Raw genomic sequence first — 15,166 nt, forward strand, 5'->3', positions numbered from 1 at the left:
AGCCCTAGAACCGCACCGCGGCGCGGAACTGGATCCTGCGAGGTAGGGTCAGAATGGAGCTGGCGTTGTACCTGTTGGTTTGCGGATTGAATTCCCCGTTTGCCGGATCGAGCGGGTCGACGCTGTTGAAGAAGCCGTCGAATCCAGAATAGTTCGGGTTATCGAAAGCGTTGAGCAAGTCGACCGCAAGCTCGATTTCCCGATCGTCGCCGAACTCGATGAATTTGGCCAGGGTCAGATTGACCTCGCAGAACTGGAACACACCATCGACACAGGTCTTTTCGGGATAGGCGGATGTGATCCGTAGCTGTCCGTTGTCGAAGCCATCGGTCGCATCGACAACCTGGTAGGCTCGCCCGCTTCCAAATGTGCTGAGAGTGGAGAAGCGGAAACCCCACGGCAAATCGACCAGGCCGGAAATGACCACGCGATGGCGTTCGTCGCCCGGTCGCGCACGCCAGCCGTAGGAATCGGGAACCGTGCCGTCGAGACTGAACAGGTCATTACCGTTCTGTTCCCCCTTGGAGAGCGTGTAGGCAATGTTCAGACCCCAGCCCGACTCTTCGGTGTAGTTCTTGTCGAGCGTGGCGAAGAGCGCCTTGTACCGCGTATCCAGACCATCGAATCCGATCAGGACATTGGCGAAGCCGAACGGAACGACGGGAGACGTATCGCAGCAATTCCCGAGTCCGCCGTCGCGGCGCGTCGCGAAGAGATGCGTATAGCCGTTGCGACCGCGCTGGTAGGAACCGGTAAGCGCAGCTTCCCAATCGCCGAACCGGTGGCGAATACCCAGGCTGAACTGGTCATTCACGGGCGGCTTGGCATTTTCCGGCACTGCAAACAGTTCAGGAAGGCCCGAGGTCGACGTCTCGCGCAATGCGATCAGGCCGTCGCGGGTCAGATAGCTCGGATCCCATGCGACAGTGGGCAGGCCATTGCGAGGCGAGCCATCTTCCGAGAATCGAAACACGCCGACCGGATTGCGCAGCCGGGCGATCTCGTCGACCGTATTGCTGAATGTGTTACGGTCGTAATAGCGCCCCGCCCCGCCAAACAGGATCGTCGTGCCATCCCCGCTCAGGTCGTAGGAAAACCCGAAACGCGGCGCAATGGCGCCCATGAACGGGTCGCGCTCGGTCCCGTCGGTAATGTAGTCCTCGGGATCGAAGTAAAAGGTCGACGGAAGGGCCCGCAATGCGGCGGCGGCGGCTGCCGGCGTGACGTAGTCATTGTTGAATCCGTTGGTCTCGTAATCCCAGCGCACGCCGAGATTGAGCTCGAGCCTGTCGGTTACCTGCCAGTCGTCCTGGATGTAGAGGCCCAAGGAGGTATTCGACGCGGTAATCAGCGAATTGCCAAGGCCCAGCCGCGCTTCCGCCGGGAAGCGGAAATCGAGATTGTTCGCATCGTCGACGAAGAACGTATAGCGCGGTTGCACGAAGGCCCGGTTATCGAATTCGATATCCAGCACATCGACACGCGCGCCGAACTTGATGGTATGATCGGCGAGGCCCGAATAAGTGAAATCGTCGCGGATCGTGTAGCTTTGCTGCTGTTCGCGCCGGGTCGAATCCTTGCCGCCGAACGTCAGCACACCGATGTACTGGAATTGCGGCAGGCCTGGATTGATCGAAGTGGGATTGAACACGTAGTCGATCATGCTGGCACTGAATTCGTTGGTGAAATCGTCGCCCTGATAGGTCCATTTGAACAGGCCCGAATCGACGCGGTTCTTCTTGTTCTCGGCTGCCTCGAACGAGGTCTGTCCGCCGAAGTTCTGGATGTCGGTTTCTTCGCGGCGGCTGAAAGACAGGTCGAAGATCTGGCGATCGTCGGGCGTCAGCGTCAGCTTGCCGAAATAGAAATCGCCACGGAACGGGCTGACGAAGGCCCCTTCGAATTCGTCGATCGAACGACCGGAGCTGGCCTCGAACTGGTTGCGCAAGGCAGGCGTGCCGCCGGCAATGACGTTGAAAGCGCGATCCTGATCGTTGCCCTCGTAGGCAGCGAAGAAAAACAGCTTGTCCTTGATGATCGGACCGCCCAGCGAAATGCCGTATTGCTTGCGCTCGAACGGCGGTTCGGGGAGATCCTGCCGCGCATTGATGACATCGATCTCGGTCAGGCTGCGGTCGGTGTATTGGGCGAAGGCCTCGCCGTGGAATTCATTGGTGCCCGACTTCGTCACCGCAGTGACGATTGCGGAACCAGCCTCTTCATACTCGGCTTTGTAATTCTGCGTAAGGACGCGGAATTCCTGAACCGCCAGCTGCCCGAAGGGATTGCCGCGACTGTTCTGCTGCCCGGCAATGCCGCCTTCGCGCAGCTTGTTCTTGAGGCTCACCCCGTCGATGAACACATTGACCTGGCTGCGGGTCGAGGCGCCGGACTGGATGCCCTTGTCGGTCTCGCTGTCGAGATAGACGACACCGGGAGAAAGCGCGGCGAAGGACAGGAAGTTGCGATCCGTCTGCGGAAGCGACTTGATCTGTTCCTGCGAGACGCTGGCGCCGACCGCCCCACCCGGGGCCGCGCGAACGCGACCGCCGGTCACGATGATGACATTGCCGTCTGCCGCGGCGATGCCCGGATCGGCGGCGCGGCCTTCTGCGAGGTCGAAATCGAAAACCGCATCCTGCGCGACGCGCACTTCGAACTCATCGGTCTGGCGCATGCCGTCAGGAGTGGTGACCTCGAGCCGGTAGGTGCCGGGGCGCAGCGAGGCGAAGAGATAGCTGCCGTCGGCCTCGACCGGAACCGTGCGGCTGGCGCCGGTGCCGACTTCGATTGCGGTAACGGTGCTGGATGCGTCGGCCCCGGCAATCGTGCCGCGGAGCGAACCGGCCGTGTCCTGCGCCATCAGCGCCGGCGCAAAAGGCACCGTAAGCGACAATGCGCAGGTGCTCGTAGCCAGCGCGACGGCAAGCTTGCGTGCCACACGATTAGCAGCGGTGCGACGGTATGAACTCATTACTTCCTCCCCATAAACACGACCGTTTCTTGGTCTCTGTCGGTTCGCCACATGTTTGCAGCGCCCCCGAATCGACAATTGACGAGTGTGCTTGTAACCGGTTTCATTCTGCCTGTATAGATGGGGCTTGGAGGCGATTCCCTCTGCGCGATCCGTCGCGGTCTATGAACGAAAATCCATTTGGGGAGGTATTTCATGCGATCACTGCACCGAGCCGCGCTGACCTGCGCAAGCGCCCTGGCACTAGCCGGTTGCGCGACTATGAGCGGGGCATCGGAACGGGAAGCGAATGCGGGGTCGTCGCCTACCCTTGCATCGAGCCAATCCGCCGAGCCAGCCTGGGCGAGGCGCGATGCCGAAATGGATCGCTTCCTCGACGAACTGATCGCCAAAATGACGCTGCAGGAGAAGGTCGGCCAGCTTACGCTGCTGACAAGCGACTGGGAATCGACCGGTCCGACTATGCGCGAAGGGTACAAGCAGGACATCGCTGCAGGTCGCGTGGGCGCGATCTTCAACGCCTATACCGCCGAATACACGCGCGACCTGCAGGCTATGGCGGTCGAAGGGACGCGGTTGGGAATACCGCTGCTGTTCGGTTACGACGTCATCCACGGTCACCGCACGATCTTCCCGATCTCACTCGGCGAAGCCGCCAGCTGGGACTTGGATGCAATCGAGGAATCGGCGCGCATTTCCGCAGTTGAGGCCTCTGCCGAAGGCATTCACTGGACCTTTTCCCCAATGGTCGATGTGAGCAGGGACGCGCGCTGGGGCCGCGGATCGGAGGGCGCCGGCGAAGACGTATTCCTCGGCAGCCTGATCGCGAAGGCACGTGTGCGCGGATATCAGGGGGAGGATCTCGGTGCGATCGATACCGTGCTCGCCACGGCCAAGCATTTCGCCGCCTATGGGGCCGCGCAGGCGGGGCGCGACTACCATACCGTCGATATCTCCGAACGAACCCTCCGCGACACCTACCTGCCGCCATTCAAGGCAGCGGTCGACGAGGGAGTCGCTACCTTCATGACCGCGTTCAACGAGTATGATGGCGTACCTGCCAGCGGCAGCAGGTTCCTGCTGACCGACGTCCTCCGCGACGAATGGGGTTTCGACGGTTTCGTCGTTACGGATTACACCTCGATCAACGAGATGGTCCCCCACGGCTATGCGCGCAATCTCGCTCAGGCCGGCGAACAGGCGCTTCATGCCGGCGTCGATATGGACATGCAGGGCGCAGTGTTCATGGAAAACATGGTGAATTCTGTCGAGCAAGGCCGCGTCAGCCAGGCCGGTATCGATCGCGCCGTGCGCCGCGTGCTCGAAATGAAGTATCGCCTGGGCCTGTTCGAAGACCCCTATCGCTATGCCGACGCAGAGCGCCAGCAAGCCACGCTCTACAAACCCGAATTTCTCGATGCGGCGCGCGACGTTGCGCGCAAGTCGATGGTGCTCCTGAAGAACGAAGGCGGCACGCTACCCCTCGCCGCCGACGCCAACCGGATCGCGGTGATCGGTCCGCTCGGCGACAGCAAACCCGATATGATCGGGAGCTGGGCCGCTGCCGGCGACAGGCAAACCCGACCAGTGACCGTGCTCGAAGGTCTGCGGGCGCGCGCCGGCGACGGTGTGCGCGTCGATTATGCCAAGGGTGCAAGCTACGAATTTGCCGACGAAGCAAAGACCGACGGTTTCGCCGAAGCGCTTGCCCTGGCGGACGAATCCGATGTGATCGTCGCCGCAATGGGCGAAAAATGGGACATGACCGGCGAAGCGGCGAGCCGCACTTCGCTCGATCTGCCTGGCAACCAGCAGGCGCTGCTCGAGCAGCTGGTCGCGACCGGCAAGCCGGTCGTGCTGGTGATGATGAGCGGGCGCCCCAATTCGATCACTTGGGCTGACGAGAATGTCGATGCCATCCTCCATGCCTGGTATCCGGGCACGCAAGGCGGCCACGCAGTCGCCGACGTAGTGTTCGGCGACTACAATCCTTCGGGCAAGCTGCCCGTTACTTTCCCGCGTAACGTCGGCCAGGTCCCGATCCATTATGACATGAAGAACACGGGGCGCCCCATCGAACTCGGAGCGCCGGGTGCCAAATACGTCTCGCGTTACCTCAACACGCCAAACGACCCTCTCTACCGTTTCGGATACGGGCTCAGCTACACGAGCTTCGGCTACTCGCCAGCGGTGCTATCCGCCGCATCGATGGGTCCGGGCGGCTCGATCACCGCGAGCGCTACCGTGACCAACACAGGCGACCGCGCGGGCGAAGAAGTCGTCCAACTCTACGTGCGCGACCTGGTCGGCTCGGTCACCCAGCCCGTCCAGGAGCTCAAAGGCTTCGAAAAGGTCATGCTGCAGCCGGGTGAAGCTCGCACGGTTTCCTTCACTTTGCGTCCCGAGGACCTAGCCTTCACCCGCGCCGACATGACGCATGGATGGGAGCCGGGCGAATTCCAGCTGTGGATCGCCCCGTCCTCCGGTGCGGCAGCCAGTACGCCGGTAACCTTTTCCATCACCGAGTAGACGATCGCCGCGCCCCGAGCTCAAGACTTCGGGGCGCGGCTACTAAGTGGCCGTATCTTTCTGCCGGCCCTAGTCGATCGGCGTCAGCGACATCGCGAACCCGCCGCCTGCCTCCATCGTCAGCGACAAGGTGTCGCGCGAGGTAACCGTACGAGTTTCGCGGAGCATCGCGAAGCGATCGCCATCGATTCCCCCGCCCGGCCCGTCGCGCCAGATTTCCGCAGTATAGGCCTTGCCGTCTGCAAGGAACGCCAGATCGACCGCGATCTCGCGGCGGCTGTCATCGGTCACGCCGCCGAGCCACCAGTCCGAGCCATGGCGGCGCTGGCGCGCAACGACTGCAAACTCCCCAATGTCGCCAGCCACCACGCGCGATCGCTCCCAATCGACCGGGACCCGTTCGATGAATGCGAGCGCATCTGGTCGCTTCCGGTAGTTTTGCGGCAGGTCTGCCGCCATCTGGAGCGGCGAGTAGATCACCACATAGTTGGCGAGCTGGCGCGCGAGCGTGTTCGGAATCGGTCGGCCGTCACGCCCGGCCAGGCTGACGATGCCGGGCGTCAGGTCGAATGGACCGGAGAGCATACGCGTGAACAGCAGGGTCGGTTCGTGTTCGGGCGGGTTGGGCGGTTCGCCCCAGGCATTGTATTCGGTACCGCGCGCGCCTTCGCGTGTGAGGAGATTGGGATACGTCCGCCGCAGGCCGGTATCCTTGATCGGCTCGTGCGCATTGATCGCGATCCGGTGCTCGGCCGCGCGCTGAGCTACAAGCACATGGTGTCGCGCCATGAACTGTCCGTCATGATATTCCCATTGCTCGGTGCCGTCCGGATCTTCACGTAGCACCCCGCCCGCGTCGGCGACGTAGCCGGTCTTGACCGCATGCACTCCATGTCGCTGGTAATAGTCGAGCGCCTGTTCCAGTTGGCGCTCGTAAAGTCCGGCATTGCCCGCAGTTTCGTGATGCCCCATGATGGCAACGTCCTTTTGCGCGGCATAGGCTGCCACCCGCTCCATGTCGAAATCGGGATAGGCGGTCGCGAATTCGAAGTTTCGACCGCTCTCGCTCCACCAGCCCTCGTTCCAGCCTTCGATCAGGACCGAGGCGAAGCCGTGTGCCGCAGCAAAGTCGATGTATTCGAGTGCATTCGCGGTCGTCGCACCATGCTTCGGACCGGAATTCCAGCTCCATTCATCGAGGTGCATCGCCCACCAAATTCCTACATATTTGTGTAGCTTGACCCAACTCACATCGCCGAGCCTGTTGGGCTCGTTGAGGTTGAGGATGATGTCGGATGCGGCATAGAGCGCCGGTGCGTCCTTCCCGACAAGAACCGTGCGCCACGGGGTTGCGAACGGCGCCTCTCGCCGCACCTTCCACGGTTGCGAGGACGGCGCGAGACGCGTGCGGAAGCGCTGTCCCTCGATCCGTTGCAGCCAGAATGCTGAATAGTCGACCAGCGCTGCCTCGTGGATGGCAACGTGCAGCCCATCGACCCGGCGAAAAGTGATCGGCGTGTGCGCCGTGCCGACTTCCTTCGCAGCCGTCCGGCTGTAGAGATATTCGTAACGGTTGCTCTCGCCGCCAGGGATCCACCACGCTTCGGCCTCGCCGGCGATTGCGAATTCGGTCAATTCCTCATCGATCATGACGTCGACTAGCTGGTCTTGAGCAGGGAATTCGAAACGAAAACCGAGGCCCTGATCGAACACACGCACAACCAACCGGATTTCGCGCAGAGTGGCGCGTCGCTCGACCATCGGGACGCGCATTTCCCTGTAGCGGTTCACGACGAGCCGGTTTTCGCCCCAGGGCTGCTCCCAGCTATCGTCGACGCTCGATCGAACCGCGTCGCCCAATTCGATAGCGCTGCCCCATTTCCCCGCGCCACGCAGCATGAATCCCAGTGTCGATGGATCGATCACCGGGACCCCGCCACGATCGACCGAATAGGTCAGTACGCCAGCGACGGTGGTCAGCGCAAAGCAGAGACGGCCGTCGGGAGAACATTGCCGGAGCGTCGTGTCTTCCCGGGCGAGCGCGTCGGCAGAAGGGAAGCACAGAAAGAGCCCCGCCGCGAGGAGCACGATCCAGCATCTGCAGGCCACCAAAATTCCAGTCATTTTCACCTCCGGCAGCGAGGCTAGGGCCTCGACAGGACGGGCGCCAGAAAATTCGTGCAACCGGTTACATTCTTGGTTATCCGGGACTCTAGAGGGGCCATGTCTGGAGCGATCGGCACGGCCGAAGGGAAGAAAACACCGCCGGGCGCCGACAGCGCGCACCGGATCGAAAGGGGAAGACTAAATGGCACTCGCACCCGATCTTGCAACGAGCACCGATTCGGTCCCGATCGAGGACAATGACAACGGGATCGTTGCGCCCGGCCTCAACTATTTCGTCTTCGGCCTGTTTTTCATCTTTGGCGGTATCACCTCTCTCAACGACGTACTCATCCCGAAGCTGAAAGAGCTGTTCACGCTCAACTATACGCAGGCAATGTTGGTGCAGTTCTGCTTCTTCGCCGCCTATCTCGTAGTGGGAATTCCCGGGGCAAAGCTGGTCAAGAAGCTGGGTTACATGCGCGGCGCGGTTGCAGGCCTGCTGACGATGATGGTCGGTTGCCTGATGTTCATACCGGCAAGCCAGACGGCAACGTACTGGGTTTTCCTCGCGGCCCTATTCATTCTCGCCAGCGGCGTAGTGATCGTACAGGTGGTGGCCAACCCGCTGATCAGCCTCCTCGGCCCTCAGCAAACGGCTCATAGTCGACTGACCTTTGCCCAGGCCTTCAATTCGCTCGGCACGACCATCTTTCCGATCGCCGGGTCCGTGATCATCCTCGGCAGTCTGGCAAATGTGACTGCGGCGGATCTTTCCGGCAGCGAGCTCATCGCCTATCGCCAGGCTGAAAGCGAAGCGATCTGGCAGGGCTACCTCGGCGTGGCGATCCTCATCGCATCGGTTGCCCTGGCAGTCTGGCTGTTCCGCAATCGCCTCAAGGGCGAGAAGCACGAAGCGTCCTCCGGCCTCGCCGGCCTCGACCTGCTGAAGCGCAGACGCTTCGGCTACGGCGCGCTGTGCATTTTTCTCTATGTCGGCGCAGAAGTGTCGATTGGCTCGATCATCATCAATTACCTCGCGCAGGATCGCGTGCTCGGCCAGCCCGAAAGCGTGATCGGCTGGATGATCGGCCTCTACTGGGGCGGAGCGATGGTCGGCCGGTTCATCGGCTCCTACTTCCTGAGGATTTTCTCGCCGGGCAAGATCCTAGCCTTCAATGCGACCGGTTCGATTATGCTCATCCTCATCAGTGCACTGACGACGGGCGAAGTATCGGCTTATGCGCTGCTTGCGGTGGGGCTGATGAACTCGATCATGTTCCCCACCATATTCTCGCTCGCCTGCGAGAAACTCGGTTCGCGCGCGGCGGATGGTTCCGGCATCATCAACGTGGCCATCTTCGGAGGCGCCGTGGTTCCGCTGTTTTACGGCATGCTGGCCGATGTCAGTGGCAGTCTCGCGGTCGCAATGGTCCTACCCATTGCCTGCTACGCGATAATCGCAGGTTTCGGCATATTCGCGCGGCGTCCCGCCTGACCCGCTTGCCATCGGCTGAATCGATGCATCGAGGTCATATCCCGGCTGCGGGAACACCGCAGCCAGGATATATCGATCAGGGGCGCGCGGAGGCCCGCCTGGCTTCGCCAATCAGAAGGGACGGGCCATGAAGCGAAAGGTATCAGCGACGCATGCCGTATAGGGCATAGGGCGAAGAAATGCCGGCCATCCGCGCGCCGAAATATGCGGCCTCCGCGTCACTCGTGGTTCTTGATAACGAGCGTATCGATCGGAAGACTGCGGAGCAGTTCGTTGGCCGTGCTGCCGATGGTCGCGTGCCGGAGTGCGGACTCCCCATGCGTTCCCAAGACCAGCAAGTCTGCTTCGCTGTCGCGAATGTCCTTTCTCAGCGCCCCTGCGGCACTGCCGTAGACGAGATGAGGGGTCACTCGCTCCCGCGTTTCAGGGCGAAGCTCATTCATGAACTCCTTGAAGACCTTCCGCTCGGCCTTTTCGACGTCCTTGCGCACGTATTCCGCTTTTTGCCACCCTTCGAACGGTACGTGGTAAGCGTGGATCAACTGCAGATCGGCATCCGGAAACAGGTCCGCCGCCTTTTCCAACGCATGGCGCGAGGGCGGGTAGAAGTCCGTTGCACAGACAATGCGGCGATAGGGCCCGGTCGGCCGGTTCTTGACCACCAGCGTTGGGACAGGGGAATGGCGGATCACATAGTCCACAGCGGTTCCGAGCAAGAAGTCTCTCAGGCTGTTAAACCGGGCCACGCCAAGCACGACCAACCGCGCATCTTCTTCTTCGGCCACGCCGGCGATGGCGTAATCGGCGCGATCCATCGGATAGCGAAAGGTTACTTCCATTTCGGGATCGGGAAGCACGGAGCGCATGCGCCGGTCGAGTTCCGCCCTCGGCGGCGGTTCGCCCAGCGAAGGATCGAGTGCGTGAACGATTACTACGTCCAAGTCCCACTCTTCGCCCAGCTTCAACGCTCTATCGATTGCACGATCAGCCTCTGCTCGAAAATCCGTTCCGACAATAATCTTATTGCTCATGACTTTACTCGACTGTTGCAACCCTTCCCATGCGCGGGGATTCCTAACATCCAGGGCTTCCGAGACCAAGGGATTTGCGCATTGCGGTATCGACAAGTCCGGTCGTTTCTCGGAAGGTCGCGATAATGGAATCGCAGCTCCACATCCCTTACCTGCGGGAAGTCATCGTATTCCTCGTTGTGGCGGGTCTCGTCGTTCCCGTGCTTCAGCGCAGGGTCAGTCCGGTTCTCGGATATCTGCTCATCGGCGGGCTGATAGGGCCCTTCGGTCTGGGGCTGCTGGCGGACGATGTTCCTCTCGCCGCATTTCTTGTGATCGACGATCTCGATGGTGTGCGCGCACTGGCAGAGGTTGGCGTGGTGTTTCTCCTCTTCGCAATCGGTCTAGAGCTATCGCTCGACCGCCTGTGGTCGATGCGCCGGCTCGTTTTTGGTTTGGGAAGTGCGCAGATCATCCTGACCGGATCGCTCATCGGCGGCATTGCCTATGCCTGGGGCAATCCGGGGCCCGTCGCGCTCGTCCTGGGCGCCTGCCTGGCCCTTTCTTCCACGGCGATCGTCATGCAATTGCTGATCGAGAAGAGCCAGCTTACCACGCCCGTAGGTCGGCTCGCATTTTCGGTCCTGCTGATGCAGGACCTCGCCGTCGTCCCGATCCTGTTCATCGTCGGCGTCCTCGGCACGGCTTCGGCCGGCGAGGGAGTGTTCGGCGGGCTGGCGATCGCGCTGGCGGAAGCCGCGGTGACGGTCATCGTCATCTATGCCGTGGGCCGCCTGCTGCTGCGGCCCATATTCCGGACGATCGCGCAAACCGGCAGCCGCGAAGCCTTCATGGCAATGATCCTGTTGATCGCTTTGGGAACAGCAGCGATCACCGGGGTGGTCGGGCTGTCGATGGCGCTCGGGGCGTTCCTCGCGGGACTGCTGATTGCCGAAACCGAATATCGGCACCAGGTCGAAGTCGATATCGAACCTTTCAAAGGCCTGATGCTCGGCCTGTTCTTCATGTCGGTCGGTATGGGTATCGATTGGCGGGTCCTGGGGGATTCTCCGTTCTGGATCGCCGCTTCGGTGGTCGGTCTGCTTGCCATCAAGGCTACCTTGAACGTGGGTCTCCTGCTGCTGTGGAAGGCCCCGCTTCATCGCGCGGTGGAAGCGGGACTGCTCCTTGCCCAGGCCGGCGAATTCGCCTTCATCGTTGTAGGCCTCGCGATGTCGGTAGGATTGCTGCCCGGCGACACAGGTCAGTTCATGCTGATTGTCGCCAGCCTGACCATGGTGCTCACCCCCGCGTTGGAAGGACTTGCGCGAAAGCTGGGCAGCAGGCTCGAGGAACGCGCCGCCGCCCTGCCCGCGGGTTCCGGCGATCCGGCCGAAGATCTCGAAGGGCATGTCGTAATCGCGGGTTTCGGAAGAGTTGGCCGCGTGATCGCTTCGATCCTCGATCGGGAAGGCCTTGGATACATCGCAATCGACAAGGATCCCACCGTGGCCTCCGAGGCCCAGGCGGTCGGCTTGCCGGTACGGTACGGGGATGCGTCTCGCATAGAGGTTCTGCAAGCCGCCGAGGTAAAGCAAGCCACTGCTCTGGTCATAACGATCGGGGATGAAAGGAATACGGAAGCCCTGACCGTAAGCATGCGTGAGGCCGCACCGCATGTTCCACTATTCGTTCGAGCCCGAGACAAAGGTCAGGCCGACCGCCTGTCGGACGTGGGAGCGACCGCCACGGTTCCCGAAACGGTCGAAGCAAGCCTGCAGCTTGCTGCCAGAGTTCTGGAAGGCTGTGGACTGGATGACGAATCGATTCAGCGTCGTATCCAGCTCGAGCGCTGTTAGAGGCGATCAAAAGTCCGCTGCGGCAGCCAAGGGTGCAAGGGGAACCGGACATTCATGCGCATCGATACAAGTCCCGACCGATTTCGATCGACCCGGTTTTGGCTTGATACGATCGTCCAATGTGATCGCAACGATTTGTGATGTAATAGTCGCAAAATGACGGTCGAGATTGCGGAAATTGCCGGATTTCTAAAGCGGACCCCTCCATTCGAGGCGCTTTCGAACGCCGAACGCGCTGCTCTCAGTCGTGCGATCGAAGTTCGCTACGCCAGATCGGGCAGCGCCATCGTTACCGCCGGGGATCAGAATGATCGCCTCTTCATTGTCCGGTCCGGTGCGGTCGAACTGCGCCTTGCGGGAAACGACCTCTCGGCCCGACTCGCAACGGGATCGACCTTCGCATATCCATCGCTCTTGCGCGGAGGTGAAGTGCACAACACGACGGTCGCGATCGAAGATACCTTGCTTTACGCGGTTCCGGCCGATCGCTTTCACGCACTGCGCGATAGCTGTCCGCGATTTCGGAAGTTTTTCGCGGAAGGCGAAGCCGCGCGGATCGCTCACGCCCTGAAGGACCGCCAGCAGGCAGCGGGCTTCCAACTCGATCGGGAGATGGCGGGAAAACTCATCCGTCGCAGCATGCCGGTTTCATGTCCCGGCGAAACAACCATCGCCGATGCCGTTCAGCTGATGCACGCGCGCGATGTCAGTACGCTCGCGATCTACGACGAGGGGGCTCTGACCGGAATCTTCACCGACAAGGATCTGCGCAACCGAGTCGTGGCGGCGGGTTTGCCGCTTGAAGGCAAGATCGGTGATGTGATGACCCCGTCACCACTCACCCTGTCGACCGACAGCAGCGCCGCCGAAGCGATGGCGCTGATGACGAGTGGCGGCTTTCGCCACATTCCACTTCTCGACGAGACCGGGGCGCTGTCGGGCATCTTGAGTGCCACCGATATTCTTGCTGCGGTCGGCAACAATGCAATCGACCTTGGGGTGATGATTGCGCGCGCGCGGACGCCGAAGGAATTGATCGAGGTGGCAAGGCGCATTCCGGAAAGCTTCACCGTCATGGTGGATTCGGGCGTGCATGCGGCGCAAGCAATGCGCTTCACCTCTGCATTGGGCGAGGCTGTGCATCGCAAGGCCGCGCAGCTCGCCGAAGCCGAACTGGGCGAGCCGCCCAATCGCTATGCGTTGGTGGTGTTCGGTTCTCTGGCCCGCGAAGAACAGCTTGTCGGTTCCGATCAGGACAATGGCCTCGTGCTCGCAGACGACACCGAGGAAAAGGACGCAAGCTATTTCGAGAAGCTTGGCACGCGCATTTCCGATCTGCTCGATGAGTGCGGATACGTCTATTGCAAAGGCGGAATCATGGCGAAGAATGCCGATCAACGGCAGACGCTTGCAGGATGGCGCAATCGGTACGCGCAGTGGATTTCACGGCCCGATGAAGACCGCATCCTGCGTGCAACAATCTTCTTCGACATGCGCCATATCCACGGGGACGCCTCGCTGTCGCGCAGGCTGCACGAGCAAACCGTTGCCCTGGTCAAGGACAGCCCGCTGTTCGTGAGCTACCTTGCGCGCGACGCATTGCGCAGCAAGGTACCGCTGGGAATTTTTCGCAATCTGGTTCTCGAAACATCGGATGACGGGCAGAGAGTGTTCGATGCCAAGCGGCAGGCGATCATGCCGATCGTCGATATCGCACGCACCCATGCACTCGCAGCAGGTCTGGACGAGGTTGGCACCGTCGCTCGGCTGCGCGCTCTGGCGCAAGCGGGGAAGATGAATCGCGATGATGCCCAGAGCCTGGAGGATGCAATGCTTCTGGTGAACGAAATGCGGATCGCTCATCAGGCAAGGCAGGTCGAGCGCGGCGAGGCACCGGACAATCTGATTGCGCCGGATACGCTATCCCCGTTGGAGCGCGACTATCTCAAGGACGCGTTTTCCCTGATCCGATCGGCATTGGAAGCGCTGCGCCGGAATTTCGCCGGCGGTATTGCCTGAAATGTTCGCCCGGTGGCGGTTCGAGCGCGCGTTGCGATCGCTGCGGCAAAGCGACCACTCCGTCTTGCGCGACTACGCCAATGCGGCATGGCCGCAGCGGGACTGCCGTGCCACAAGGGCCTCCTATCTCGCCCTCGATTTCGAACTCGACGGCCTGCGCAAGGACGCGCATCTCCTGCAGGCGGGGTGGGTGCCGTTCGTCGGCACTACGATCTCGCTCGAAGAGGCGCATTCGGTCGATATCCGAAGCTCCGCGGAATTGGACGATACCGCGGTTACGATACACGGTATCGGGGAACAGCGCGCCGCCAACGGACAGAGGCTGCGCGATGTCGTACCCGAATTGATCGCCATGCTGGCCGGGCGGGTAATGGTCGCCCATGGGGAGGCGATTGAGCGACATGCCCTGCAACGCGCCACGCGCGCTCTCTACGGGGTCGATATTCCGATATGGGGCATCTGCACTTTGCTACTGGAAAAACACCTCAAGCCGCGACTGGTGGGCTCGCAAGCCTACAGGCTTGGACCAAGTCGGCATCGTTATGGCCTGCCCGAATATCGCGCGCATGATGCATTGACCGACGCAATCGCTGCCGCCGAACTGTTTCAGGCCCAGCTCAGTCGCCTGCCCGCCGATGCGACGCTGGGCCAGCTCGAGAGACGATAGGCACCTCCAAAGGCTCTAAGACTAAAGTCTCCCTCGTTCGCCGCGGACAAGGGACGTAGCTTGCTGGCGATGGTTCGAGAATTGCGTGCGTCAATGGCACGTCGTCTCCAGCCCAAGCGAAAGGGAGGGACATGAATACTTCAAACTCACCGACCGATCCCGGCGGATACGGCAGCCCCGACGAGGACGATAATCCGGCCGCGGACAATTCCGGGCCGATGTCACGGAATCCCGACGACAGCGAAACAAGCGAGACCGAAGGCGCCTACTGGCGCGAAAACCTCCGCCTGCTCATTGGCCTGATGGCGATATGGTTTGCCTGTTCCTATGGCGCAGGGATCCTGTTCCGAGGCTTCCTCGACCAGTTCATGCTCGGCGGATACCCGCTTGGCTTCTGGTTCGCACAACAGGGCTCGATCTACATCTTCATCGCGCTGATCTTCTTCTACGTGGTTCGTATGAAGCAGATCGAGCGCAAGTACGATCTCGACGATTGAGGGGGACTGA

9 protein-coding genes are annotated in these 15,166 nt (G+C 61.3%); 6 read left to right on the forward strand and 3 right to left on the reverse strand.

The features are described 5' to 3' along the window. Window positions 1-4: 4 nt before the first annotated feature. Window positions 5-2,974, reverse strand: coding sequence for a TonB-dependent receptor (locus ACQY4G_RS01470; RefSeq protein WP_421992541.1), 2,970 nt, complete (start codon window positions 2,972-2,974; stop codon window positions 5-7). 261 nt (window positions 2,975-3,235) lie between these two features. On the opposite strand from ACQY4G_RS01470, the gene bglX reads away from it, so the two are divergent. Then, window positions 3,236-5,503 carry a beta-glucosidase BglX gene (bglX, locus tag ACQY4G_RS01475; RefSeq protein ID WP_421992543.1) on the forward strand — a complete coding sequence of 756 codons (2,268 nt, stop codon included), beginning with the start codon at window positions 3,236-3,238 and terminating at the stop codon, window positions 5,501-5,503. 69 nt (window positions 5,504-5,572) lie between these two features. Here bglX and ACQY4G_RS01480 read toward each other — a convergent pair whose 3' ends face one another. Further along, window positions 5,573-7,627: a glycoside hydrolase family 97 protein gene (locus ACQY4G_RS01480; protein WP_421992545.1), complete on the reverse strand. Its 2,055-nt coding sequence runs from the start codon at window positions 7,625-7,627 to the stop codon at window positions 5,573-5,575. 184 nt (window positions 7,628-7,811) lie between these two features. Here ACQY4G_RS01480 and ACQY4G_RS01485 point away from each other — a divergent pair, with 184 nt between their 5' ends. Then, complete coding sequence (locus ACQY4G_RS01485) at window positions 7,812-9,104, forward strand: sugar MFS transporter (RefSeq protein ID WP_421992547.1); 1,293 nt, start codon at window positions 7,812-7,814, stop codon at window positions 9,102-9,104. Window positions 9,105-9,322: 218 nt separating this feature from the next. Here the strand turns inward: ACQY4G_RS01485 and ACQY4G_RS01490 are convergent, their stop codons facing one another. Further along, entirely contained in the window at window positions 9,323-10,135 is an 813-nt protein-coding gene (locus tag ACQY4G_RS01490; protein ID WP_083508320.1) for a universal stress protein, read from the reverse strand. A 125-nt stretch (window positions 10,136-10,260) separates the two neighbouring features. On the opposite strand from ACQY4G_RS01490, the gene ACQY4G_RS01495 reads away from it, so the two are divergent. The 4 genes from ACQY4G_RS01495 to ACQY4G_RS01510 all read left to right on the forward strand — a co-directional run bounded on the left by ACQY4G_RS01495 (window position 10,261) and on the right by ACQY4G_RS01510 (window position 15,156). Continuing rightward, window positions 10,261-11,973, forward strand: a complete 1,713-nt coding sequence (locus tag ACQY4G_RS01495) for a cation:proton antiporter (protein ID WP_421992549.1) — start codon at window positions 10,261-10,263, stop codon at window positions 11,971-11,973. Between the two features lie 156 nt (window positions 11,974-12,129). Further along, window positions 12,130-13,992, forward strand: coding sequence for a putative nucleotidyltransferase substrate binding domain-containing protein (locus ACQY4G_RS01500; RefSeq protein WP_421992551.1), 1,863 nt, complete (start codon window positions 12,130-12,132; stop codon window positions 13,990-13,992). Window position 13,993: 1 nt separating this feature from the next. Further along, a complete protein-coding gene (locus ACQY4G_RS01505; protein WP_425061701.1) occupies window positions 13,994-14,659 on the forward strand; it encodes an exonuclease domain-containing protein in 666 nt (221 codons plus the stop codon). A 131-nt stretch (window positions 14,660-14,790) separates the two neighbouring features. Then, window positions 14,791-15,156, forward strand: a complete 366-nt coding sequence (locus ACQY4G_RS01510; RefSeq protein WP_421992555.1) for a DUF4212 domain-containing protein — start codon at window positions 14,791-14,793, stop codon at window positions 15,154-15,156. The last annotated feature ends 10 nt before the right edge of the window (window positions 15,157-15,166 follow it).

Origin of the sequence: Qipengyuania sp., from assembly GCF_965277845.1 — a bacterium.
GTDB lineage: Bacteria > Pseudomonadota > Alphaproteobacteria > Sphingomonadales > Sphingomonadaceae > Qipengyuania.

What these genes read in the sequence shown, in the direction of transcription:
- ACQY4G_RS01495 (WP_421992549.1), top strand. Translation starts at nt 10,261, where the DNA reads ATGGAATCGCAGCTCCACATCCCTTACCTGCGGGAAGTCATCGTATTC.
- ACQY4G_RS01470 (WP_421992541.1), bottom strand. Translation starts at nt 2,974, where the DNA reads ATGAGTTCATACCGTCGCACCGCTGCTAATCGTGTGGCACGCAAGCTT.
- ACQY4G_RS01480 (WP_421992545.1), bottom strand. Translation starts at nt 7,627, where the DNA reads ATGACTGGAATTTTGGTGGCCTGCAGATGCTGGATCGTGCTCCTCGCG.
- ACQY4G_RS01500 (WP_421992551.1), top strand. Translation starts at nt 12,130, where the DNA reads ATGACGGTCGAGATTGCGGAAATTGCCGGATTTCTAAAGCGGACCCCT.
- ACQY4G_RS01485 (WP_421992547.1), top strand. Translation starts at nt 7,812, where the DNA reads ATGGCACTCGCACCCGATCTTGCAACGAGCACCGATTCGGTCCCGATC.
- ACQY4G_RS01490 (WP_083508320.1), bottom strand. Translation starts at nt 10,135, where the DNA reads ATGAGCAATAAGATTATTGTCGGAACGGATTTTCGAGCAGAGGCTGAT.
- ACQY4G_RS01510 (WP_421992555.1), top strand. Translation starts at nt 14,791, where the DNA reads ATGAATACTTCAAACTCACCGACCGATCCCGGCGGATACGGCAGCCCC.
- bglX (WP_421992543.1), top strand. Translation starts at nt 3,236, where the DNA reads ATGAGCGGGGCATCGGAACGGGAAGCGAATGCGGGGTCGTCGCCTACC.
- ACQY4G_RS01505 (WP_425061701.1), top strand. Translation starts at nt 13,994, where the DNA reads ATGTTCGCCCGGTGGCGGTTCGAGCGCGCGTTGCGATCGCTGCGGCAA.